Source organism: Azotobacter armeniacus, from assembly GCF_054779355.1.
Map to the genome: position 1 here is coordinate 46,923 of NZ_BAAGYK010000014.1, position 21,966 is coordinate 68,888.

The 21,966-nt window shown below is 66.7% G+C and carries 23 protein-coding genes, 2 pseudogenes and 1 riboswitch; of the genes and pseudogenes, 20 read left to right on the plus strand and 5 right to left on the minus strand.

What is annotated here, in order from left to right; translation table 11 throughout:
• Positions 1-2 precede the first annotated feature (2 nt).
• A pseudogene (cobG, locus tag ACYVD0_RS03580) lies at positions 3-1,364 on the minus strand (precorrin-3B synthase); the annotation flags it as partial.
• Between the two features lie 51 nt (positions 1,365-1,415).
• Positions 1,416-1,650: riboswitch (cobalamin riboswitch) on the minus strand.
• A gap of 73 nt (positions 1,651-1,723) precedes the next feature.
• On the opposite strand from cobG, the gene cbiE reads away from it, so the two are divergent.
• Together cbiE and ACYVD0_RS03590 are read left to right on the plus strand one after the other, a co-directional pair.
• Positions 1,724-2,947, plus strand: coding sequence for a bifunctional cobalt-precorrin-7 (C(5))-methyltransferase/cobalt-precorrin-6B (C(15))-methyltransferase (gene cbiE, locus ACYVD0_RS03585; protein WP_460425520.1), 1,224 nt, complete (start codon positions 1,724-1,726; stop codon positions 2,945-2,947).
• Complete coding sequence (locus ACYVD0_RS03590; RefSeq protein ID WP_460425521.1) at positions 2,944-3,669, plus strand: precorrin-6A/cobalt-precorrin-6A reductase; 726 nt, start codon at positions 2,944-2,946, stop codon at positions 3,667-3,669. The genes cbiE and ACYVD0_RS03590 overlap by 4 nt, the downstream gene beginning before the upstream one ends.
• 4 nt (positions 3,670-3,673) lie before the next feature.
• Here ACYVD0_RS03590 and ACYVD0_RS03595 read toward each other — a convergent pair whose 3' ends face one another.
• Together ACYVD0_RS03595 and arsB are read right to left on the minus strand one after the other, a co-directional pair.
• Positions 3,674-3,751, minus strand: coding sequence for an ArsA-related P-loop ATPase (locus tag ACYVD0_RS03595; protein WP_460425552.1), 78 nt, complete (start codon positions 3,749-3,751; stop codon positions 3,674-3,676).
• A 33-nt stretch (positions 3,752-3,784) separates the two neighbouring features.
• Positions 3,785-4,864 carry an arsenic resistance protein gene (arsB, locus tag ACYVD0_RS03600; protein WP_460425522.1) on the minus strand — a complete coding sequence of 360 codons (1,080 nt, stop codon included), beginning with the start codon at positions 4,862-4,864 and terminating at the stop codon, positions 3,785-3,787.
• A 252-nt stretch (positions 4,865-5,116) separates the two neighbouring features.
• Here arsB and ACYVD0_RS03605 point away from each other — a divergent pair, with 252 nt between their 5' ends.
• The 11 genes from ACYVD0_RS03605 to ACYVD0_RS03655 all read left to right on the plus strand — a co-directional run bounded on the left by ACYVD0_RS03605 (position 5,117) and on the right by ACYVD0_RS03655 (position 13,565).
• Positions 5,117-5,530 carry an arsenate reductase ArsC gene (locus ACYVD0_RS03605; protein ID WP_460425523.1) on the plus strand — a complete coding sequence of 138 codons (414 nt, stop codon included), beginning with the start codon at positions 5,117-5,119 and terminating at the stop codon, positions 5,528-5,530.
• An 8-nt stretch (positions 5,531-5,538) separates the two neighbouring features.
• The gene (locus ACYVD0_RS03610; RefSeq protein ID WP_460425524.1) at positions 5,539-5,895 is read left to right on the plus strand and encodes a metalloregulator ArsR/SmtB family transcription factor; all 357 of its coding nucleotides are present in this window, start codon (positions 5,539-5,541) and stop codon (positions 5,893-5,895) included.
• 18 nt (positions 5,896-5,913) lie between these two features.
• Positions 5,914-6,084 (plus strand): low molecular weight phosphatase family protein, encoded by a 171-nt coding sequence (locus ACYVD0_RS03615; protein ID WP_460425525.1) that lies wholly within the window; start codon positions 5,914-5,916, stop codon positions 6,082-6,084.
• Positions 6,085-6,110: 26 nt separating this feature from the next.
• On the plus strand, positions 6,111-6,824 hold the full coding sequence (gene arsH / locus ACYVD0_RS03620; protein WP_460425526.1) for an arsenical resistance protein ArsH: 714 nt from the start codon (positions 6,111-6,113) through the stop codon (positions 6,822-6,824).
• A gap of 19 nt (positions 6,825-6,843) precedes the next feature.
• Positions 6,844-7,338: a protein-tyrosine phosphatase family protein gene (locus ACYVD0_RS03625; protein WP_460425527.1), complete on the plus strand. Its 495-nt coding sequence runs from the start codon at positions 6,844-6,846 to the stop codon at positions 7,336-7,338.
• 12 nt (positions 7,339-7,350) lie between these two features.
• Entirely contained in the window at positions 7,351-7,677 is a 327-nt protein-coding gene (locus tag ACYVD0_RS03630) for a YnfA family protein (protein WP_460425528.1), read from the plus strand.
• Between the two features lie 22 nt (positions 7,678-7,699).
• Positions 7,700-8,704: an aldehyde dehydrogenase gene (locus ACYVD0_RS03635; protein WP_460425529.1), complete on the plus strand. Its 1,005-nt coding sequence runs from the start codon at positions 7,700-7,702 to the stop codon at positions 8,702-8,704.
• 170 nt (positions 8,705-8,874) lie between these two features.
• On the plus strand, positions 8,875-10,092 hold the full coding sequence (arsJ, locus tag ACYVD0_RS03640) for an MFS transporter (RefSeq protein ID WP_460425530.1): 1,218 nt from the start codon (positions 8,875-8,877) through the stop codon (positions 10,090-10,092).
• A gap of 156 nt (positions 10,093-10,248) precedes the next feature.
• Entirely contained in the window at positions 10,249-10,578 is a 330-nt protein-coding gene (locus ACYVD0_RS03645; RefSeq protein WP_460425531.1) for a hypothetical protein, read from the plus strand.
• Between the two features lie 64 nt (positions 10,579-10,642).
• Positions 10,643-11,302, plus strand: a complete 660-nt coding sequence (locus ACYVD0_RS03650; RefSeq protein WP_460425532.1) for a c-type cytochrome — start codon at positions 10,643-10,645, stop codon at positions 11,300-11,302.
• Between the two features lie 97 nt (positions 11,303-11,399).
• Positions 11,400-13,565: an LTA synthase family protein gene (locus ACYVD0_RS03655; protein WP_460425533.1), complete on the plus strand. Its 2,166-nt coding sequence runs from the start codon at positions 11,400-11,402 to the stop codon at positions 13,563-13,565.
• Between the two features lie 17 nt (positions 13,566-13,582).
• Here ACYVD0_RS03655 and ACYVD0_RS03660 read toward each other — a convergent pair whose 3' ends face one another.
• Entirely contained in the window at positions 13,583-14,494 is a 912-nt protein-coding gene (locus ACYVD0_RS03660; protein WP_460425534.1) for a LysR family transcriptional regulator, read from the minus strand.
• A gap of 127 nt (positions 14,495-14,621) precedes the next feature.
• On the opposite strand from ACYVD0_RS03660, the pseudogene ACYVD0_RS03665 reads away from it, so the two are divergent.
• The 5 genes and pseudogenes from ACYVD0_RS03665 to ACYVD0_RS03685 all read left to right on the plus strand — a co-directional run.
• Positions 14,622-14,930, plus strand: a pseudogene (locus ACYVD0_RS03665) (aldo/keto reductase); the annotation flags it as partial.
• A 127-nt stretch (positions 14,931-15,057) separates the two neighbouring features.
• Positions 15,058-15,528 (plus strand): (2Fe-2S)-binding protein, encoded by a 471-nt coding sequence (locus tag ACYVD0_RS03670; RefSeq protein WP_460425535.1) that lies wholly within the window; start codon positions 15,058-15,060, stop codon positions 15,526-15,528.
• On the plus strand, positions 15,525-17,840 hold the full coding sequence (locus ACYVD0_RS03675; RefSeq protein WP_460425536.1) for a xanthine dehydrogenase family protein molybdopterin-binding subunit: 2,316 nt from the start codon (positions 15,525-15,527) through the stop codon (positions 17,838-17,840). Before ACYVD0_RS03670 ends, ACYVD0_RS03675 begins: the two co-directional genes overlap by 4 nt.
• Positions 17,840-18,832: an XdhC family protein gene (locus tag ACYVD0_RS03680; protein WP_460425537.1), complete on the plus strand. Its 993-nt coding sequence runs from the start codon at positions 17,840-17,842 to the stop codon at positions 18,830-18,832. Before ACYVD0_RS03675 ends, ACYVD0_RS03680 begins: the two co-directional genes overlap by 1 nt.
• Positions 18,829-19,434: a nucleotidyltransferase family protein gene (locus ACYVD0_RS03685; protein ID WP_460425538.1), complete on the plus strand. Its 606-nt coding sequence runs from the start codon at positions 18,829-18,831 to the stop codon at positions 19,432-19,434. Before ACYVD0_RS03680 ends, ACYVD0_RS03685 begins: the two co-directional genes overlap by 4 nt.
• A gap of 32 nt (positions 19,435-19,466) precedes the next feature.
• Here ACYVD0_RS03685 and ACYVD0_RS03690 read toward each other — a convergent pair whose 3' ends face one another.
• Positions 19,467-20,081 carry a thermonuclease family protein gene (locus ACYVD0_RS03690; RefSeq protein ID WP_460425539.1) on the minus strand — a complete coding sequence of 205 codons (615 nt, stop codon included), beginning with the start codon at positions 20,079-20,081 and terminating at the stop codon, positions 19,467-19,469.
• 289 nt (positions 20,082-20,370) lie between these two features.
• Between ACYVD0_RS03690 and phnN the strand changes: the two genes are divergently transcribed.
• Positions 20,371-20,937, plus strand: coding sequence for a ribose 1,5-bisphosphokinase (gene phnN, locus ACYVD0_RS03695; RefSeq protein ID WP_460425540.1), 567 nt, complete (start codon positions 20,371-20,373; stop codon positions 20,935-20,937).
• 84 nt (positions 20,938-21,021) lie between these two features.
• Positions 21,022-21,963, plus strand: coding sequence for a universal stress protein (locus ACYVD0_RS03700; protein WP_460425541.1), 942 nt, complete (start codon positions 21,022-21,024; stop codon positions 21,961-21,963).
• The last annotated feature ends 3 nt before the right edge of the window (positions 21,964-21,966 follow it).

Below are 21,966 nucleotides of genomic sequence, written 5' to 3' on the forward strand. Positions count from 1 at the left end.
CCTGAGGCAAGCCAGTCGGCGGCTTCGTCGATGCTGAGTGAGTCAGCCAGCAGATGGCCGAAACCGGCCCCGCTGGCACGGCGTTGATAGATCTGGTAGCGCCCGCCGGGCTGGGCCAGCAGGGTATGGGGCGCGACATGGGCAGCGGCGCAGGAGCGCGGGCAACCGCTCAGATGTACCTGGGGCCTTGCTGCGCCTTGGCCCAGTCGATGGGCCAGGTGCAGCGCGTCGGCCTTGGTGTCGGCCAGGCCCTTGGCGCAGCCTGCGGAGCCAGTGCAGGCGATCAGGCCGGTCAGGGGGTCGCTGCCGTCGACATGCAGGCCGATCACGCCGAGTTGTCGTAGGGCCTCGGCGGCATGCGCCTGGGCCACGTTCGGCAGCATCAGGCCTTGCCAGGGTGTGAAGCGCAGGGTGCCGTCGCCCCGGCTGCGGGCCAGCTCGGCGAGTGCGTGCAGCTGCGAGGCATTCAGGCGGCTGAGCGTGGGCACGGCGCCGAGCAGGAACAGGCCGGGCTGGCGCTGCGCGAGGATGCCCAGCGGCGCGGCTGTCGTCGTCCGGGCGCGACGCCAGTCCAGCACCGCCGGCTCGCGGCTCAGTGCAAAGGCCAGCCGGGACTGGAGGCGTTCCAGGAAGGCCTCCATCGGCAGATTCGCCAGCAGATGGCGCATGCGGGTCTGCTCCGGCTGCGCCAGCTCCAGGAACAGCACGAGCACGGCTTCCACCAGCGCAGGCGCCTGCTTCAACGGCACCGCAGCCAGGGGGGCATCGGTCGGGCAGCCGGCCAGGCCGAAGGCCAGCTGCGTGCCGCCAGGCATCAGCGCGAGCCAGAGATCGTGGGGGTGGTCGAGCATCGCCAGGCGTTCGCCACCGTCCAGTTGCAAGGCGAACTTCGGCGACAGGGAATGGAAGGCGGGACGCGCCTGCAGCAGTTCGAGGATCGCCTCGGCCAGCGGTGCAACGTCCGCCTCGCTGTTCGGGTCGAGACCCAGGGCAGGGCTCACCAGCAGGTTGCGCACGTCGTCGGCGCCCGGTGTGGCGGGGCCGAGGCCGGCGGTGAGCAGGGCGGCGATCAGCGGCGCCTCATGCCCCGTGCGGACGCCGCGCAGCTGCAGATTGCTTCGATTGGTCAGTTCGATCACGCCGCTGGCATGGCGGCTGGCGGCTTCGCCGATGGCACGGGCCTGATCGGCCCCGAGGCGTCCGCAGGCCAGCTTGATGCGGCAGATGCCGCCGTCCAGCGCCGGCACGATGCGCAAAAGCCCGGGGCATGCCGAAGGGCGCGGAGCAGGGGAAAGAGCACTGCCGAGGGTATCTTCCACGAGGTCACACCTTGCAAAAAGACGCGGCGACCGGACCTCTAGCATCATCCCTCGAAGACACTATGGCATCGGTACACCCCGCCCGATGTTGGCACTCGCGACCAGCGTTCGTCGGCAGGTCTCCTGGCTTGCAGGTCAGGGGTCGGCGCTGCCTTCCCGGTCATCCCAGTGGCTTCGGTGCGGCGGACTCGCTGCTTACAGTTGCGGGGGCAGCCACGGTTGGGCGCTTTGTCCTTCCGTGTTCCCTCAATGGCCCGTTGGGGCGTTTCGGCTCGAGGCGGCCGCCTGCGAGTCCGAAGCGCCGGTCAGGGCACCGACGAAGGCGGTATTATGCCGGTTTTGTCCGGCCCGATGACAAGCTTCCGGCAGGAGGCGCAGCGGCCTTTCATCGCGAGGAAACATCCATGACGCCCTGGCTAGCCGTGATCGGCATCGGTGAGGACGGCTACGCCGGGCTCGGCAAGCGTGCCCGCCGGGCCCTGCTGGAGACCGGCCTGATCGTCGGCGCGCCACGCCAGCTGGCGCTGCTGCCGCCGTGTATCCGCGCCGACCGGCTGGAATGGCCGCGACCGTTCTCCCTGGTCCCGGTGCTGGAACGGCGCGGCACGCCGCTGTGCGTGCTGGCCAGCGGCGACCCCATGCTATTCGGTGTCGGTGCGAGTTTGGCGCGCGTGCTCGACCCCGCCGAGATGTGCGTGTTGCCGGCGCCCTCGTCCTGTTCGCTGGCGGCAGCCAGGCTCGGCTGGGCCTTGCAGGAGCTGACCCAACTGTCGGTGGTGGCCCGTCCGGTCGCGGCGCTGAACCGTCACGTGCATGCTGGCGCACGGCTGTTGATCCTGAGCAACGATGGCAAGAGCCCGGCGGCCATTGCCGCGCTGCTCCGCGAGCGAGGCTTCGAGGCCAGCCGCCTGAGCGTACTGGAGCACTTGGGCAGCGAATCCGAGCGACGCATCGACGGGCTGGCCGGGAGCTGGTCGATCGAGGAGACCGCCGCGCTCAACTTGGTTGCGGTGGAATGCATTCCCGGTGACCAGCCGCGTCATCTGCCACAAACCTCTGGCCTGCCCGACGATGCCTACCGGCACGACGGCCAGCTGACCAAGCGCGACGTACGCGCCATCACCCTGGCGCGCCTGGCACCCTTGCCGGGACAGCTGCTGTGGGATGTCGGCGCCGGTTGCGGTTCCATCGGCATCGAGTGGATGCGTGCTCACCCGAACTGCCGCGCCATTGCCATCGAGATGGACGAGGGGCGCCAAGGGCTGATCCGGCACAACCGTGACGCCCTCGGCGTGCCGGCGCTGCACCTGGTCGCCGGCGCCGCGCCCCAAGCCCTGGACGGCCTGGAAAGTCCGGATGCGATCTTCATCGGCGGCGGGGTGACCGTTCCCGGTGTGCTGGAGCAATGCTGGGAGCGGCTCAAGCCTGGCGGCCGGCTGGTGGCCAACGCGGTGACGATCCAGAGCGAGGCGCTGCTGGTCGGCTGGCGCGAGCGGCACGGCGGCGAGCTGACCCGCATCGCCATTGCCCAAGCCAAGCCGCTCGGCAACTTCGACACCTGGCGCTCGGCATTGCCGGTCACGCTGTTGGACGCGGTGAAGCCATTGGTGCAAGAGGACGCGCCATGACCCGCCTGCTGCTGCTCGGCGGCGTCGGCGAGGCGCTGGCCATCGCTCGCCGGCTCGGTCCGTCCCATGTCTACAGCCTGGCGGGCCTCGGCAAGGTCCCGCAGGATCTCGCCTGCCAGGTGCGTGTCGGCGGTTTCGGCGGAGCCGAGGGGCTGGCCGACTTCCTGCGCCAGGAGCGCATCGACCGGCTGCTGGACATGACCCATCCCTATGCCGCGCAGATCAGCCACAACGCCGCCCTGGCCGCGCGCATCGCCGGTATTCCCTGCTGGGCCCTGAGACGGCCCGGCTGGCAGGCGGGGCTGGGGGACGACTGGCGCGAAGTGGCGGACTGGGCCGGGTTGATGGCCGCGCTGAGCGGATTCCGCCGTCCCTTCTTCACCTTGGGCCGGGAGGTGCTGGCGCATCTGGACGAGGTACCGCGCGGGCAGTTCTGGACGGTACGCGTGCTCGACGCGCATTCCAGCGCGCCGCGTGCCCGGGTCATCGGAGCACGCGGGCCGTTCCGTCTGGAGGAGGAGCGCGCGCTGTTCGCCGCCGAAGGCTTCGATGTGCTGATCAGCAAGAACAGCGGCAGCGCCGCCACCGAGCCCAAGCTGCGGGTGGCCCGCGAGCGCGGCCTGCCGGTGCTGCTACTGGCCAGGCCGAGCCTGCCGGCGGTGGAGCGGCAGTTCGATTCCGGCGAGGCGCTGTGGCAGGCGATCGCGCCTTTGCTCCCATGACCGGCTAGAGCAATTGCAGCAGGCGGATGGTGTGGCCGGTCGGTGCGGTATCGAACAGGATGTGATCGTAGTCGGCGATCAGTGCCGATGGAGAAACTCCATGGGTGTTACCTCCTCAGTTATGCGACAGGTCGCGCGCGTACCAGTCGCGGCTGTTGTTGACCAGGCGCACCAGCCAGAGCATCACCGGTACCTCGATCAGCACGCCGACCACCGTGGCCAGCGCCGCGCCCGAATCGAAGCCGTAGAGGACGATGGCCACCGCCACCGCCAGTTCGAAGAAGTTCGAGGCGCCGATCAGCGTCGACGGCCCTGCGATGTCGTGGCGCACCCCGAACCGGCGGTTCAGCCAGTAGCCGAGGGCGGCGATGAACAGCGTCTGCAGGAAGATCGGCACGGCGAGCAGGGCGATGATCAGCGGCCGCTCGACGATGGCCTCGCCCTGGAAGGAGAACAGCAGCACCAGAGTGGCCAGCAGGGCGAGGATGGTGAAAGGCGCGATCCGCCCCAAGGCCGCCTGGAAGAACGCTGCGCCGCGGGCCAGCAGACGCTTGCGCAGGAACTGGGCGATGGCCAGCGGGATGAGGATGTACATCACCACCGACAGCAGCAGGGTGTCCCAGGGCACCGGGATCGACGACACGCCGAGCAGCAGCGCGACGATGGGCGCGAAGGCGAACACCATCACCAGGTCGTTGAGCGCCACCTGGGTCAGGGTGAAGTTCGGATTGCCGCCGCACAGATTGCTCCACACGAACACCATCGCCGTGCAGGGCGCGGCGCCGAGCAGGATCAGCCCGGCCATGTAGCTGTCGATCTCGCCGGCCGGCAGCCAGGGGGCAAAGACATGCTGGAGGAACAGCCAGCCGATCAGCGCCATGGAGAACGGCTTGACCGCCCAGTTGACGAACAGGGTGATGCCCATCCCGGCCTTCTGCTCGCGTACCTCGTGCAGGGCACCGAAGTCGATCTTCATCAGCATCGGGATGATCATCACCCAGATCAGTATGCCGACCGGGATGTTGACCTGAGCCACCTCCAGCGCGCCGACCGCCTGGGCCGCCGCCGGCACCGACAGGCCGAGCAGGGTGCCGGCGACGATGCAGAGGAACACCCAGAGGGTCAGGTAGCGCTCGAAGAAGCCGAGCGGGGCGCCGGTGGCCTGTTTGGCCGCCACTTCACAGGGACTGGACATCGGGGGGCATCTTCCTTTTTGCGGATAGCGTGCTCCGGGCACGGCCGGAGCGATCTGACTTAACATTCGAATAGTCGAATATGTAAAGCTATATGTAAAGCTATTTGTGTCATGGCAGCACTCCAGCCATACCCTCGCAGCGCTCGTGAGTACTGAAGGGCCATGTGTCTGGTTTGGTATCTGGCTTGGCGCTTTACTTGATATGCGGAAATAAATATATTTGAAAAATCATATCAATCATAGAGGCCCACAATGAGCAACAAGACTCGCGTACTGTTCGTTTGCGTTGCCAACTCGGCACGCTCGCAGATGGCCGAGGCTCTGCTGCGGCATACCGCCTCGGATCACTTCGAGGCGTGCAGTGCCGGCTCCCAGCCCAGCCAGGTCGATCCGCGTGCACTGGCGGCGCTGGAGCAACTGGGGGTGTCGACCGAAGGGCTGCGCAGCAAGGCGCTGGACGAGCTCGCCGGTGAGTCGTTCGACTATGTCATCACCCTGTGCGACAAGTCGGCGCTGGAATGCCATACCCTGCCCGGTGCTGGCGAGTACATCGCCTGGGACTTCGAGGATCCGGCCAGCAGCAGCAAGGCCGACGCCTACCGTCACACCCTTCACGAGATTCACGAACGCATCAAGATGTTCGTGCTGGTGAAAAGCAAACGCTGAGGTCTGCCATGGTCGAGCACCTGACCCCCACCACGGTTTTCAAATGCCTGGCCGACGAGACCCGGGCGCGCATGACCCTGCTGATCGCCCGCGAGGGTGAGCTGTGCGTGTGCGAGCTGACCGCGGCGCTGGAGGAAAGCCAGCCGAAGATCTCCCGCCACCTGGCACTGCTGCGCAGTAGCGGCGTGCTGGAGGATCGTCGCCAGGGGCAGTGGGTGTACTACCGGCTGCATCCGCATCTGCCGGACTGGGTGCACGACATGCTCGCCACCATCCTGAGCGCCAACAAGAACTGGCTGAGCCCCGATGTGCAGCGCCTGGAAGGCATGCGTAACCGCCCCGAACGCACGAGCATCTGCGCCTGAACCGGGTGAGGGAAGTCCATGAAGATTCTGTTTTCCGGGTTGGCCGGGACCGATGCGGAGATCGCTGCCGCCTTCGATGCCACGCTCGAGCGGATCAAGACTCGCATCCTGACCTTTCTCGCCCTGCCGCTCGACCAGTTGGATGGCGAGGCTCTGAAAGCCGAGTTGGCCCGGATCGGCAGCTTGTAACCCTTTTCTTCGGATGGAGACGGCCTATGCACGACGACCTGCCCAATATCGATCCCGAACTGCTTGACCTGCCGAGCCTCGACAGGCTCGGCCTGCCGCCGCAGCCCGAACACAAGCCGCGCATCCTGCTGCTCTACGGCTCCAACCGCGAGCGCTCCTACAGCCGCCTGCTGGTGCAGGAGGCGGCGCGTCTGCTCGAGCACCTTGGCGCCGAGACGCGTATCTTCGATCCAGCCGGTCTGCCGCTGCCGGACGATGTACCGGAAACCCATCCCAAGGTGCAGGAGCTACGCGAGCTGGTACTCTGGTCGGAAGGTCAGGTGTGGTGCTCGCCGGAGCGCCACGGCGCGATGAGCGCGGTGTTCAAGGCGCAGATCGACTGGGTTCCGCTGACCCTGGGGGCGATCCGTCCGACCCAGGGCAAGACCTTGGCGCTGATGCAGGTCTGCGGCGGCTCGCAGTCGTTCAACGCGGTCGGCCAGATGCGCGTGCTCGGCCGCTGGATGCGCATGTTCGTCATCCCCAACCAGTCCTCGGTGGCCAAGGCCTTCCTCGAGTTCGACGAGGCCGGACGCATGAAGCCCTCAGCCTATTACGACCGGGTGGTGGACGTGATGGAGGAACTGGTCAAGTTCACCCTGCTGCTGCGCGGCCGCACCGACTATCTGGTCGACCGCTACTCCGAGCGCAAGGAGTCGGCCGAAGAGCTGTCCCGGCGCGTCAGCCAGAGCACCATTTGACAGTCGAAGGAAAAACATCGTGCCCCATCCCTATGACATCCTTGGCATACCCGGTTGCCCGGGCCGCCTGTTCTTCACCCCCTGCCCGGGCCTCAAGGACACCAGTATCGCCAGTGCACTGGACACCCTGCAGGCGGCCGGCGCCGAGGCGTTGATCACCCTGATGCAGGGCGAGGAACTGCGCCTGAACCAGGCGGACGAGCTGCCGGCACTGTGCGCCGAGCGCAACCTCGAATGGTTCCACCTGCCGGTGGCCGACGAGCAGGTGCCGCTGGACGACTTCGCCGATGCCTGGGCGCAGTCGCGCTCCCGCATCCACGAACTGCTCGACCAGGGCCGCAGCATCGCCATCCACTGCAAGGGTGGCTCCGGGCGCACCGGGCTGATCGCCGCGCGCATCCTGATCGACCGTGGCCTGCCGCGCGCCGAGGCCATCGCCTTGGTGCAGGCACTGCGGCCCAAGGCCATCCAACACCCGGCGCATGCGGCCTGGATCGCGCAGTTCGGCCAGTAGCGAGCAGGCAGCATGCTGAAAACCGTTGCCCTGTTTGCAGTGACCGCCATTGCCGAGATCGTCGGTTGCTATCTGCCCTATCTCTGGCTCAAGCAGGGCAAGAGCGCCTGGCTGCTGGTGCCGGGGGCGATCGCCCTGGCGCTGTTCGCCTGGCTGCTGTCGCTGCATCCGACGGCGGCCGGGCGGGTGTATGCCGCCTATGGCGGGGTGTACGTCGGCGTTGCCCTGCTCTGGCTGTGGCTGGTCGACGGCATTCGCCCCACGCTCTGGGATCTGCTCGGCGGCAGCGTGGCCCTCGCCGGCATGGCGATCATCATGCTGGCTCCGCGAAACCCCTGATTTCTGAAATGAGGAAACCTTCATGACCATCAAGGTAGGCATCAACGGCTTCGGCCGCATCGGACGTCTGGCCCTGCGTGCCGCCTGGGATTGGCCGGAGCTGGAGTTCGTGAGAATCAACGACCCGGCCGCCGACGCCGCCACCCACGCCCACCTGCTCAACTTCGACTCTGTGCACGGCCGCTGGCGGTACGAGGCCGGCAGCGACGGCGACTGCGTGGTGATCGACGGCAAGCGCATCCTGGTCACCGCCAACAAGGCCATTGCCGACACCGACTGGTCGGGCTGCGATGTGGTGATCGAGGCCAGTGGCAAGATGTCCAAGGTCGCCGTGCTGCAGGCCTACCTGGAGCAGGGCGTCAAGCGCGTGGTGGTCAGCGCGCCGGTCAAGGAGCCGGGCGCGCTCAACGTGGTGATGGGGGTGAACGACCGGCTGTTCGACCCGGCGCAGCACCGCATCGTCACCGCCGCCTCCTGTACCACCAACTGTCTGGCGCCGCTGGTCAAGGTGATTCATGAGAACCTCGGCATCCGCCACGGCTCGATCACCACCATCCACGACCTGACCAACACCCAGAGCATCCTCGACCAGCCGCACAAGGACCTGCGCCGTGCCCGTGCCTGCGGCATGAGCCTGATCCCCACCACCACCGGCTCGGCCACCGCCATCGCCGAGATCTTCCCGGAGCTGCGTGGCCGCCTGAACGGCCATGCGGTGCGCGTGCCGCTGGCCAACGCCTCGCTGACCGACTGCGTGTTCGAAGTGGAGCGCGCGACCACGGTCGAGGAGGTCAACCAGTTGCTCAAGACCGCTGCCGAGGGAGAGCTGAAAGGCATCCTGGGCTACGAGGAGCGACCGCTGGTGTCCATCGACTACCGCACCGATCCGCGCTCGTCCATCGTCGATGCCTTGTCGACCATGGTGGTCAATGGCACCCAGGTGAAGCTCTATTCCTGGTACGACAACGAGTGGGGGTATGCCAACCGTACCGCGGAACTGGCGCGGCTGGTGGGCTCGGCCCGTTGAACCATACCCTCTCCCCCAGCCCCTCTCCTGCAGGCGGGAGAGGGGAGCCAGTCCCTGCACCGGGCCACCGGGTCGTTCCCTAGAGGGCTGGGGAGAGGGGCAAGCGTCCGCACCAATGGGAATGCTGCGCGATTCCCACCCTTGTCATCCGTGTGTCTCAAGGATTACCCATGCACGCCCTGTCCCACCTGTCCCCGGAAGTGCGCCAGTACCTGCTGGTCACCGGCAACTACTGGGCCTTCACCCTCACCGACGGTGCCCTGCGCATGCTGGTGGTTCTGCATTTCCACGGGCTCGGCTACAGCCCGCTGCAGATCGCCATGCTGTTTCTCTTCTACGAATTCTTCGGCGTGGTCACCAATCTGCTGGGCGGCTGGCTCGGCGCGCACCTGGGCCTCAACCGCACCATGAACCTCGGCCTCGGCCTGCAGGTGGCGGCGCTGTTGATGCTGACGGTGCCGGCGAGCCTGCTCACGGTGCCTTGGGTGATGGCGGCGCAGGCGTTGTCCGGCATCGCCAAGGATCTCAACAAGATGAGCGCCAAGAGCTCGATCAAGTTGCTCGTGGCGGACGGCCAGCAGGGCACCCTGTACCGCTGGGTGGCGCTCTTGACCGGCTCGAAAAATGCCCTCAAGGGTGTCGGTTTCTTCCTCGGTGGTGCGCTGCTGGCGCTTCTGGGCTTCACCGGCGCGGTGCTGGCCATGGCCGCGGTGCTGGCGCTGATCTGGCTGGCCAGCCTCGCGCTGCTGAAGAAGGATCTGGGCAAGGCCAAGAGCAAGCCCAAGTTCCGCGACCTGCTGTCGAAGAGCCGGGCGATCAACATCCTCTCCGCCGCGCGTTTGTTTTTGTTCGGCGCGCGCGATGTGTGGTTCGTGGTGGCGTTGCCGGTGTATCTGTCCAGTGTGTTCGGCTGGGATTTCTGGCAGGTCGGCGGCTTTCTCGCCCTGTGGGTGATCGGCTACGGCATCGTCCAGTCGTTCTCCCCCCAGGTGACCGGCAAGCGTCGCGGCCAAGTGCCGGACGGCCGTGCGGCCTTCGTCTGGGCGCTGTCGCTGGCCGGACTGCCGGCGGCCATCGCCCTAGGCCTCGGCACCACGCTTTCCGCGCAGACGGTGCTGATCGGCGGCCTGCTGCTGTTCGGCGCGCTGTTCGCAGTCAACTCCTCGCTGCACAGCTACCTGATCGTCAGCTATGCGAAAGAGGACGGTGTGTCGCTGGATGTTGGCTTCTACTACATGTCCAACGCCCTCGGCCGGCTGCTCGGCACCTTGCTGTCGGGCTGGGTGTTCCAAGCGTATGGCCTTGCGGCCTGCCTGTGGGTGTCGAGCATCTTCGTGCTGCTGGCGGCGCTGATTTCCCTGGGGCTGCCAAGGCATCAGCTCCAGTGATTCAGGCCCCGTACCTTACGCAAATGTAATCAATACCGGTTTGTGAGTATGGCAGATTGGTGGAAAGCCGATATCGGCAGCTATTTTTGTCTTGGCGATATCGCGGGCATTCCCCGATTGCCGTCGCTTCGCGCCAACCCATGAGGAGTTCGAAACATGAGCAGCTTCCCGAAACGCAAGACCCTGCTGGCCGGCTCCCTGGCTTTCGTCCTGGGTACCTCCCTGCAACTGCCCGCGTTGGCAGCGCACCACGAGGGCCAGAAGAGCGAGTCCTCCTCCGGTAGTAGCACCGAACAGCCCATGGAGCACCAGGGGCCCAAGGGCGGCACCATGATGGATGGCCACGAAATGGACGACGAGAGCCATGAGAAGATGATGGAGGACATGCACGATAAGGACATGGATCACGGCGATATGGACCGGGGCGACAAGACCCCGCTCGATAGCGAGAACGGGGAGTACGGGGACGACGACACGGAAGAATGATTTCCCCTGCGTCGGTGGGGCGTCCGCGTTCTGCCGGTGCCTGGTAAGCGAAGAAAGGAAAGCCATGGGAATTTTCAAGAGTCTGGCCTGGACCAGCCTTGCCGCCGCCGCGATTGGCGGCGGCGTAGTGTATTCGGGGTTGGTCGAGGTGGGGGCCGACGTTCCGCACTCCGCGCTGGTCCAGGCCTTGCTGGAGACGGCGCGGGAGCGGTCGATCGCCGTGCGCGCCAGGGACATCCAGGTGCCCGACCTCACCGACGAAGCGCTGATCCGTGCCGGGGCCGGCAACTATGATGCCATGTGCGTCGGCTGCCACCTGGCACCGGGGCTGGCCGAGACCGAATTGAGCAAGGGCCTCTATCCGGCGGCGCCGAATCTGAGCCGGGTCGGCAGCGATGTAGATCCGGCCGGCGCTTTCTGGGTCATCAAGCACGGTATCAAGGCCACCGCCATGCCGGCCTGGGGCCGGAGCATGGCCGACGAGTACATCTGGGAGCTGGTGGCCTTTGTCGAGCGACTGCCGAGCCTCAATGCCGAGGGCTACCGAAGCCTGGTCGAGAGCAGCCCCGGGCACCGCCACGGTGGCGGCGAGAGCATGCCGCAGGGGCAGGGGACGCAGCATGGCTGCGGCCATCACGAGGAGTCGGTTCCGGCCGCCGGACAGGGTGGGGCGCCTGAGTCGGAGGTGCACATCCATGCCGACGGAAAACGGCACGTCCATTAGGAGTGGCTTGACGCTTTGTTCACCTGCTTTTGACGGGCTCTCCATAACCCCGTGAGTAGAGTGGTTACCACAGACTTCTTCGAGGAGTGTGGCGACCATGTTTTCGAGCCGCCCTATCGGATTCGCCTTCTCGCGAAAACACGACCGGGCGCCAGCCAGGCAACTTCAGGAATTGCGTCCAGGGACCCAGGACGAGGCAAGCCTCCGGCAATCCGCCGCTCGAACGTCCTACAGCGTCTCCCTCAGACAGCACCTGGCCTTCACCCTGGCCTGCGTCGCCCAGCTGATGCTCCTGTATTCCCTGCTGCGTTTGGCGCTGCTGCTCTACAACAGCGAGCAAATCGGCCCGGCGTCCGCCTTGACCCTCGCTGAGGCGTTTCTCAACGGCCTGCGCTTCGATCTGCGCCTGGTCGTCTATGTCTGCGCGCCCCTGCTGCTAGCCGTGGCGAGCCGGCGGGCGATGCGGGCGCGGGCGCTGCTGCGCGCCTGGCTGACCCTGTTCGCCAGTCTCACCCTGTTTCTCGGCGTGCTGGAGCTGGATTTCTACCGCGAGTTCCACCAGCGCCTGAATAGTCTGGTATTCCAGTACCTGAAGGAAGATCCGAAAACCGTCCTGAGCATGCTCTGGCACGCCTTTCCGGTCCTTCGCTACCTGTTTGCCTGGCTGCTGGCGACGCTGCTGCTGGGCTGGGTATTCAAACGTCTGGACCGGCTCAGCCGTTCGCCGGCCGTTGCCGGGCAGGAAGCCGAAGGCAGTTGCTGGCCGGTCCGCGCCCTGGCCTTCTCAATCTGCCTGGCGCTGGCGGTGCTCGCGGCGCGCGGAACCCCGCGCCAGGGACCGCCCATGCGGTGGGGCGACGCCTTCACCACTGATTCGATGTTTGCCAACCGGCTCGGCCTCAATGGCAGCCTGACCCTGTTGGACGCCGCACGCAGCCAGTTCTCCGATCAGCGCGACAACCTCTGGAAGGCTACTCTGGCGGTCGACGAGGCCCGCCAGACCGTGCGGCAGATGCTGCTGACGAGCACCGACCGATTGGTGGACGAGCGCAGCGCGGCCGTCCGTCGCGACTACCACCCGCCGCAGAGGAGCACCCTGCCGATCCGCAACGTGGTGGTGATCCTGATGGAGAGCTTCGCCAGCCATTATGTCGGCGCCCAGGGCGCGCCGGGCGGCATCACGCCGAACTTCGACCGGCTGGCCAAAGAGGGGCTGCTGTTCAGCCGTTTCTTCTCCAACGGCACCCACACCCATCAGGGCATGTTCGCCACCATGGCCTGTTTCCCCAACTTGCCGGGTTTCGAATACCTGATGCAGACACCCGAGGGTGGCCATCGGTTTTCCGGCCTGCCACAACTGCTCAGCGCCCGAGGCTACGATAGTTTGTACGTCTACAACGGCGATTTCGCCTGGGACAACCAGTCGGGCTTCTTCGGCAGCCAGGGGATGAAAAATTTCATTGGTCGCCACGATTTTGTCGACCCGGTGTTCTCCGACCCGACCTGGGGCGTTTCCGACCAGGATATGTTCGATCGCGCCGCCCAGGAACTCGAACGCCGCAGCGAGGCCGGGGAGCCGCTCTACGCCCTGCTGCAGACGCTATCCAACCACACGCCCTACGCCCTGCCGGAACACCTGCCGGTGGTGCCAGTGAGTGGTTTCGGTGAGCTGGACCAGCGCCTGACCGCCATGCGCTATGCGGACTGGGCGCTGGGACGCTTCTTCGACAGGGTCCGCCATGCGCCTTATTTCAAGGATACCCTGTTCGTGCTGGTCGGCGACCACGGCTTCGGCAGCCGCGAGCAGCTCACCGAGATAGACCTGCTGCGCTTCAACGTGCCGCTGCTGCTCATCGGCCCGGGCCTGCAGGAGAAGTTCGGCGCCAGCCGCGACATCGTCGGCACCCAGGTCGACATAGTGCCGACCATCATGGGCCGGCTGGGCGGCAGGGTTCGCCACCAATGCTGGGGGCGGGACCTGCTCGCCCAGCCGGCGGGCAGCCCGGGGTTCGGCGTGATCAAGCCCTCGGGCGGCGACCAAGCGGTTGCCCTGGTCAGCGGCGACCGGGTACTGGTACAACCCAGCGACAGGCCGGCGACGCTCTACCGCTACCGTCTCGGCAGAGACCCCGCCAGCAAGCCGCTCTTCGGGGCTCCCGACGAGGAAGTGCTGAAGCGCCAGCTGAGCGCCTTCTTGCAAATGGCGACCGCCAGCCTGCTGGAGGACACGGCCGGGGTGGTCGACGGCAAGCCCAGGCGCTGACGGTCGCCCCTCAGCCCTCAGCCCTCGCCGAGCCCTAGCGCGCGGATGCTCTCGATCAGCTGGCGCAGCCCCGGTTGGGACTGGCGGCGGCTGGGGTAGTACATGCAGAAGGGCGGGCCCATCGACGACCAGTCTGGCAGCACCATCTCCAGCCGACCGCTGCGCAGTTCCCCGGCGACGCGCAGTTCCAGGCAGTAGGCCAGGCCCAGGCCGTTGAGCGCGGCCTCCACCAGGGTATCGGTCTCATTGGCGCCGAGCGGCCCGGGCACGTCCAGGTGGATGGCCTCCGGACCGTCGCCCAGTTCCCACTTGTACGGCGAGTTGTCGCCCAGGCGCATGCGCATGCACTGGTGGCGCAGCAGATCCTCGGGTACCTGCGGGCGACCGTGGCGGTGCAGGTAGTCGGGGGAGGCGACGACGATCCAGCGCAGCTCGCCGGTCAGTGGCATCGCGATCATGTCCCGAGGCACGGTGCCGCCGTAGCGGATGCCCGCATCAAAGCCGTCGGCGACGATGTCGATCATGCGGTCCTCGACCGCCACCTCCAGCTGGAGATCCGGATAGCGCGCGAAGAAGCCCGGCAGCACCGGCCCGAGCAGCAGGTGCGAAGCATCGCGGGGCACGTTGAGGCGCAGCCGGCCGACCGGTGCGTCGCGATGGACGTCCAGCTCGGCCAGCGCCTCGGCGATGGTCTGGAAGCCCTGTTCAAGGCGCTCGGCCAGGGCACTGCCGGCCAGGGTGGGGACCACCGAGCGGCTGGTGCGGTTGAGCAGCTTCACCCCCAGGCGCAGCTCCAGGTTTTTCATCGAATGGCTCAGCGCCGAGGTGGTGACCCCCAGTTCGAGGGCCGACTGGCGAAAGCTGCGGCGCCTGACGATGGTCATGAAGACGTTGAGGTCGGCGAGATCCGCGCGAGTGAAGGCCGGCATCCGAAATCTCCCATGCTTGCCGTGAAATCAATGGATTATTGAACCTTATTCAATGGCCTGTGAGATAGATTAATCAGCCTTACCCGGACTGTTCTGTCTTCAGCTCGCTTTGCCAAGGAAGATCTCCATGAGTATCGAAACCATCCGGATCGACGGCATCGCCACTCCCGTTTCGCGCATCGGCCTCGGCACTTGGGCCATCGGCGGCTGGATGTGGGGCGGTATCGACGATGAGCGCTCCGTCGAAACCATCCGCGAAATCGAGAACTCCCTGCGCCGTCTGCGCACCGACCTCTATCAGACCCACTGGCCGGACCCGCTGGAGCCCCACGAGGAAACCGCCCGGAAACTGGAGAAACTGCGCGAGGAGGGCAAGAGCCTCGCCATCGGCGTGAGCAGCTACTGGATGTTGGAGGCGGAGTACCTGCGCCAGTTCGGCGCCGTGTTGGCCGAGCACGGCAAGGACCCGGCCGGCCCCGGCTTCATAGCGCCGCCGGCGCGTCAGGACTGATCGGTCCGGTTGTACATACAGATCCCAGGAACCTCATCCGGACAGCATCCCCATGATCACTCTCAACCTGAACGGCAAGGATCATCCTCTCGACGTGCCGGAGGATATGCCCCTGCTGTGGGCCATCCGCGACGTCGCTGGCTACAGCGGCACCAAGTTCGGCTGCGGCATGGGCCTCTGCGGCGCCTGCACCATCCATGTCGATGGCCAGGCGATCCGCGCCTGCATCACTCCTGTTGCCCTGGCAGTCGGCAAGCGGATCACCACCCTCGAAGCGCTGCATGCCGACCCGGTCGGGCAGGCGGTGCAGCAGGCCTGGCTGGAGCTAGGTGTGGCCCAGTGCGGCTACTGCCAGGGCGGGCAGCTCATGACCGCCACCGCCTTGCTCAAGGGCAACCCCAAGCCCGACGATGCGCAGATCAAGGCGGCGATGGCCGGCAATGTCTGCCGCTGCGGCACCTACAACCGGATCCGCGCGGCCATCCAGGTCGCCGCCGACAAACTGCAGGAGAGCGAGGCATGAGCCAGTCGAACAGGGACGATTTCGTCGTCGCCAATCTCAGCCGGCGCGGCTTCCTCAAGGGCGTGGCGGCCGGCGGCGCGCTGCTGATCGCCGCCAGCTGGGGCTGGCGCGGCGCCTTCGCCGAGGAGCAGAAGGCCTATGGCGCTGACGGCATGGAGCACGGCTGGGTCGACGATCCAAAGGTGTTCCTCGCCATCGCTGCCGACGGGCTGGTCACCTTCGTTTGCGGCCGCTCGGAGATGGGCCAGGGGACGCGTACCAGCCTGGCCATGGTAGTCGCCGACGAGCTGGAGGCGGACTGGGCGATGATGCGGGTAGTCCAGGCGCCGGGCGACGAGGCGCGTTACGGCAACCAGGACACCGACGGCTCGCGCAGCCTGCGCCACTGGTTCGAGCCCATGCGCCGCTGCGGCGCGGCAGCACGGCAGATGCTCGAGCAGGCCGCTGCGCAGCAGTGGCAGGTGCCGGTCGGCGAATGCCGGGCCGAGGCGCACAAAGTCGTGCATGGGCCGAGCGGGCGCACTCTCGGCTACGGCGAGCTGGCGGAGGCTGCTGCGGCCCTGGAGGTCCCGGCGCGGGACAGCCTGCGCCTGAAGTCGCCGGAGCAGTTCCGCTATATCGGCAAGGAGTCGACCCGTGCCATCGATGGCGCCGATATCGTCAATGGCCGCGCCGTCTACGGTCTCGACCCGCGCTTCGAGAATATGCTCTATGCGGTGGTGGCACGCCCACCGGTCTATGGCGGCAAGCTGAAACGCGTCGATGCCAGCGCCGCGCTCAAGGTGCCGGGAGTGGTCAAGGTGGTGGAGATCGCCGGTTCGCCGATTCCTTCCGAATTTCAGCCGCTGGGCGGCGTGGCGGTGGTGGCCGGCAACACCTGGGCGGCGCTCAAGGGCCGTGAGGCGCTCAAACTCGAATGGGAGGACGGCGCCAACGCCGTCTACGATTCCGCAGCCTACCGCCAGGCCCTGAGCCAGGCCGCCAAGGCGCCCGGCAAGCGGGTGCGCGAGGCCGGCGATGTGGAGGCTGCCTTCGAGAAGGCCGAACGGCTGGTGCAGGCCGAATACTACATTCCGCACTTGGCCCAGGCACCCATGGAGCCGCCGGTGGCCACTGCGCGCTTCGCCGACGGCACCTGCGAGGTCTGGGCGCCCAGCCAGGCGCCGCAGGTCACCCGCGAACGCATCGCCGAACGCCTGGGCATTCCCTTCGACAAAGTGACGGTCAACGTGACCCTGCTCGGCGGCGGTTTCGGCCGCAAGTCCAAACCGGACTTCATCCTCGAGGCGGCGCTGCTGGCCAGGGAATTCCCCGGCCGCCACTTGCGCGTGCAGTGGTCCCGCGAGGACGATCTGCAGCATTCCTACTTCCACACCGTCTCGGTGGAATATCTGCACGGCGCACTGGACGCGGACGGCAGGCCGAGCGCCTGGCTGCACCGCAGTGTGGCGCCAAGCATCGGCGCGCTGTTCGGGCCGGACCCGAAGCACGAGAGCGCGGTGGAGCTGGGCCTCGGCTTCATCAACATGCCTTATGGTATTCCCAACCTGCGCCTGGAAAACCCCGAGGCGGCGGCCCACACCCGGGTCGGTTGGTACCGCTCGGTGTCAAACATTCCCCACGCCTTCGCCGTGCAGAGCTTCATCGCCGAACTGGCGGCAGCTGCCGGCAAGGACCACCGGGACTTCCTGCTGGAACTGCTCGGTCCGGTGCGCAAGATCGATCCGCACAGCCTGGGCGACAACTGGAACCATGGCGAATCCCCCGCGCTGTATCCCATCGATATCGGCCGCCTGCGCGCGGTGGTCGAGGAGGCGACCCGCCAGGCCGGCTGGGGCAAGCAACTGCCCAAGGGCCGCGGGCTGGGGCTGGCGGTGCATTATAGCTTTGTCACCTACGTTGCCGTGGTGCTTGATGTGGAGGTCGAGGACGATGGCACGCTGCTCGTGCATCGGGCGGACATGGCGGTGGACTGCGGCCCGCAGGTCAACCCCGAACGCATCCGCTCGCAGATGGAAGGCGCCTGCGTGATGGGCCTTGGCAATACGGTGGTCAGCGAGATCAGCTTCAAGGACGGCCGGGTGCAGCAGAGCAACCTGCACCAGTACGAGGTGGCGCGCATGCCGCTGGCGCCGAAGGCAATCGTTGTGCACCCGGTCCGGCCGGCTGGCGAGGTGCCGCTCGGCGGGGTCGGCGAGCCGGGCTTGCCGCCGGTCGGACCGGCGCTGGCCAACGCCATCTTCGCCGCCACCGGCAAGCGCATCCGCGAACTGCCGATCCGCAATCAGCTTCAGGGCTGGCGGGAGGCCTGATGGACAGCGCTGATATGAATGTCCTGCGTAGCGTGCTGACCTGGCGGCAGGCCGGTCAGCGCGTGCTGCTCTACACGGTGGTGCAGACCTGGGGCAGCGCGCCCCGGCCGCCCGGTGCCATGCTTGCCCTGCGCGGCGACGGCATGTTGATCGGCTCGGTGTCCGGCGGCTGCATTGAGGACGATCTGATTGAACGACTGCGCGACGGGCGCAGCGCACCGGGCCGGGAGGGCGTGTCCCTGGTGACCTACGGGGTGAGCCGCGAGGAGGCCGCGCGCTTCGGGCTGCCCTGCGGTGGCACCCTGCGCCTGACCGAGGAGGAGCTGGGCGAAACCGCCTGGGTCGAGACGCTGCTGGCGCGTTGCGAGAGCCATCAACTGGTGGCCCGCGAGCTGAATCTGGCCAACGGCGCGGTGAGCCTGCACGAGGCCTCGCGCCATGATGTCCTGAGTTTCGATGGACAGCGCCTGCGCGCCGTCTACGGACCGCGCTGGCGCCTGCTGCTGATCGGCGCGGGGCAGCTGTCGCGCTATGTCAGCGAGATGGCGCGGATGCTCCACTTCGAGGTGCTGATCTGCGACCCGCGCGAGGAGTTCGCCTTTGGCTGGGAGGACAGCACTGCCCGCTTCGTCCCCGGCATGCCGGACGATGCCGTGCTGGCCATCGAACCGGACGAGCGCACCGCCATCGTCGCGCTGACTCACGATCCGCGGCTGGACGACATGGCGCTGCTCACCGCGCTGCAGTCCCGCGCCTTCTACGTCGGCGCCCTCGGTTCGCGGGTGAACAGCGCCAAGCGCCGCGAGCGCCTGGCCTTTCTCCGCCTGGCCGAGACCGACATCGAGCGTCTGCACGGTCCCATCGGCCTGCCCATCGGCAGTCGTGTCCCGGCGGAGATCGCCCTGTCGCTGCTCGCCGAGATCGTCGCACTGAAGAATGGCATTATCGGCGCCGCACGGCCGGCCCGTCAGGTCAGCGGGCAGCCGGCGTGAGCGGTGCCGTCTGCGCCGTGCTGCTGGCGGCGGGGCAGGGCCGCCGCTACCGCGAGGCCGCAGGCGGCAGCCAGGACAAGCTGCTGGCGCGCTGTCGCGGCCGTGACGGCAGCGAGCGCGCCGTGCTGGAGCATGCGCTGCTGGCATTGCGGGCGAATCTCGAGCGGGTGCTGCTCGTGACCCGTCCCGACAATGGCGGGGCGATCGCCCTCGGTGAGGCTCACGGCTGCGAAGTCTTGATCCTGGATTCGGCCGGGATGGGCGAGAGCATCGCCGCGGCAGTGGCGCACACGGCGGACTGCGCGGGTTGGTTGATCGCCTTGGGCGACATGCCGTTCATCCTGCCGGCGACCGTCGGGCGCGTGCTGCAGGCGCTGGAGGAGCATCCGCTCGTGGTGCCCACCTGGCAGGGGCAGTATGGCCATCCGGTTGGCTTCGGCCGTGCCTGCCGGGCGGCACTGGCGGCTCTGGACGGCGACCGAGGGGCGAAGCGGCTGCTGCGCGAGGGGCGGGTGCACGAATTGGCGGTCGGGGATCGCGGCGTGCTGTGGGATATCGATATGCCTGCGGCGCTTGGCTTCGAGGGCGCCGCGCTTGGCTGAGTCGCTTCCAGCTGGGCAGGGAGAGGAGCGGTTCAGTGCTGCTGTTCGTCTGGCACTAGCCAGTTCAGTCGGCGCATGGGGCAGTTCGGCGCGCCGGAATGTCCGGCACAGCTTGATACCACCGTCTGCAGGGGCTGGCGTTTGCTTTTGCTCCAGACCCATGGCGGCACTATATCCTTCTTGGGCTGGGCCCAGAGCCCCCGGCGTTCCCGCTTGGCCTCGGCCTCGACGGGCAGCAGGTCGGCTGCTGGAGCGGCATGGTCCTGGGCAACCCAGGCCGCGCCGCGCCTGACCATCTCGCGATTGACATCCAGCCCTTCGATGAACATCTGGGCGACGCTGCGCCCGGCCAGGTCGCGTGCCTGTACTTGCAGGGTGGCGCGCTTGCCGAGCGCCAGGTTGGAAAGCGTCTGCCGGGCCTTGTCGTTGTAGGGCTGGGTGAGGTCGGGAGCGTCGATGCCGGCCAGTCGGACGTGAATCTGCCAGTCATCGGAAGTGAGCAGGCTGAGGGTGTCGCCATCGAGGACTTCGATCACCTGGCCGGTGATCTCCTCTGCCTGGGCCTGGGGACTACCCAGTAGCAGCAACATGGAGAGCAGGCTGCCCCTGACGGCTGCCTGGTTTGCAAATGGGGTGCGATAAAACATGCATTCGCCTCCTTGCGAGGGATATCGATCCCTATGATGTGAATACTCTTGTTCCTAAGCCGGTCGGCTGAAATCATTGAACCGCGATCACATGCGGGCGAGATGCTAGCCAATGGCTTCAATGATGGCAATCACTATATTCGCAAGGGACAACCTGCCTTCATATTAACTATCAAGAGCAAACAATCCCTTGACAAAACTCAATCGTTTTTCGGAATGACGCCATGATTTCAATGATTCTGCCGGAACGCCTCGGCACATCGGTTCGCCAGTGCGGCGAGAGGGAGGAATGAGCATGCACAGCCGGCTGTTCTACCTGATGGGGCCATCGGGGGCCGGAAAGGACTCCCTGCTGCTCCGTGGTCGCGAACCGCTCGGCAAGCGTTCCTGCCTGATCGCCTCGCGCTATATCACCCGTCCGCCCGAGTTGCAGGGGGAGAACCACCTGTGGCTGAGCGAAGCAGAGTTCCAGCAGCGGCTGGAACTCGGTACCTTCGCCCTGCACTGGAGCGCCAATGGTTACCGCTATGGTATCGGCCTGGAAATCGATCGCTGGCTGGAGCTGGGGCTGGATGTGCTGGTCAACGGCTCGCGGGCCCATCTGGAGCAGGCCCGGCTGCGCTATGGCGAGCGTCTGGTGCCACTGCTGCTGCAGGTCGACCCCGAGCTGTTGCAGCAGCGCCTGAGCGCCCGTGGCCGGGAGACGCCGCAGGAGATCGCCGCACGGGTCGAGCGCGCCCGTTGGCTGTCGGCAGAGCGGCCGGCGGATGCCGTCGTCATCGACAATAGCGGGGAATTGGAAATGGCGCTCGGGCAGCTCCTGCAGGCCGTGCAACGGAGAATTCTGCCCCGGTAGCGCGCCGCGCAGCCGCCCTCCGGTGTTTCATGGCAGGCCTACTAATATGAAAACATGGCCTGTCACCCTCCGGAGGGTTTCCCCATGAGCCAGTTTCAACACCTGTTCCTGGTCGTCACCCCGGACATGTGCCGAACGCCGGCCTTCGAGCGGGCCGTTGCTCTGGCCAAGGTCAGCGGCGCCACCCTGCACATGGCTCTATTCACCCATGTGGAAATCCTGGCGGCAGTCGGCCGGTTCAGCCCGGAAGGGATGCAGCAGGCCGTGGACAGCTATCTGGCCGGGCATCGCGAGTGGCTGGAGGAGGAGGCCTCGATCCTGCGCAGCCAGGGGCTGCAGGTGACCAGCGAGGTGGTCTGGACCAAGCGTCCGGCGGAGGAAATCATTACCCATGTGCGGGAAATGCCGGTGGACCTGCTGATCAAGGACGTGCGTCCGGAGTCGGCGGTCATGCGCGCCTTCGTCACGCCGCTGGACTGGCAGCTACTGCGCCGCTGCCCCGTGCCGCTGCATCTGGTGACCGATGCGCACAACCCGGTGCCACTCAAGGTGGCGGCGGCGGTCGACCCCTTTGTTCACACCGATGGGGCCAGCGAGTTCAACGATCGGATCGTCCGCGCGGCAGGCGATCTTGCCCTGCAGTGCAGCGCCGAGCTGCACCTGCTGCATGCCTGCAACGCCCAGGGCGATCAGCCATTCGGCAGCGCTACGCTCAACCTGCCCTGGCTGGGCAATCTCGGGGCAAAAATGAAGAGCACGGCCCAGGAAGCGTTCCGGCTGCTCGCCGATCGCCACGGCGTACCGGACAAGCAGCGGCATTTCCTGATCGGCCCGCCGGTACCGACCCTTACCGATTACGCCAGCCGCCGCGAGATCGACGTGGTGGTGCTGGGCAGCAGCCTGCGCAAGTCGTTCGAATTGGAGATTCTCGGCAGTACCAGCGAGGCGTTGCTCTACCGTCTGCCCTGCAGTGTGCTGGTGGTTCATCCGGAGGGTGTCTGCGAACCCGAACACCACAGGAGATGAAGC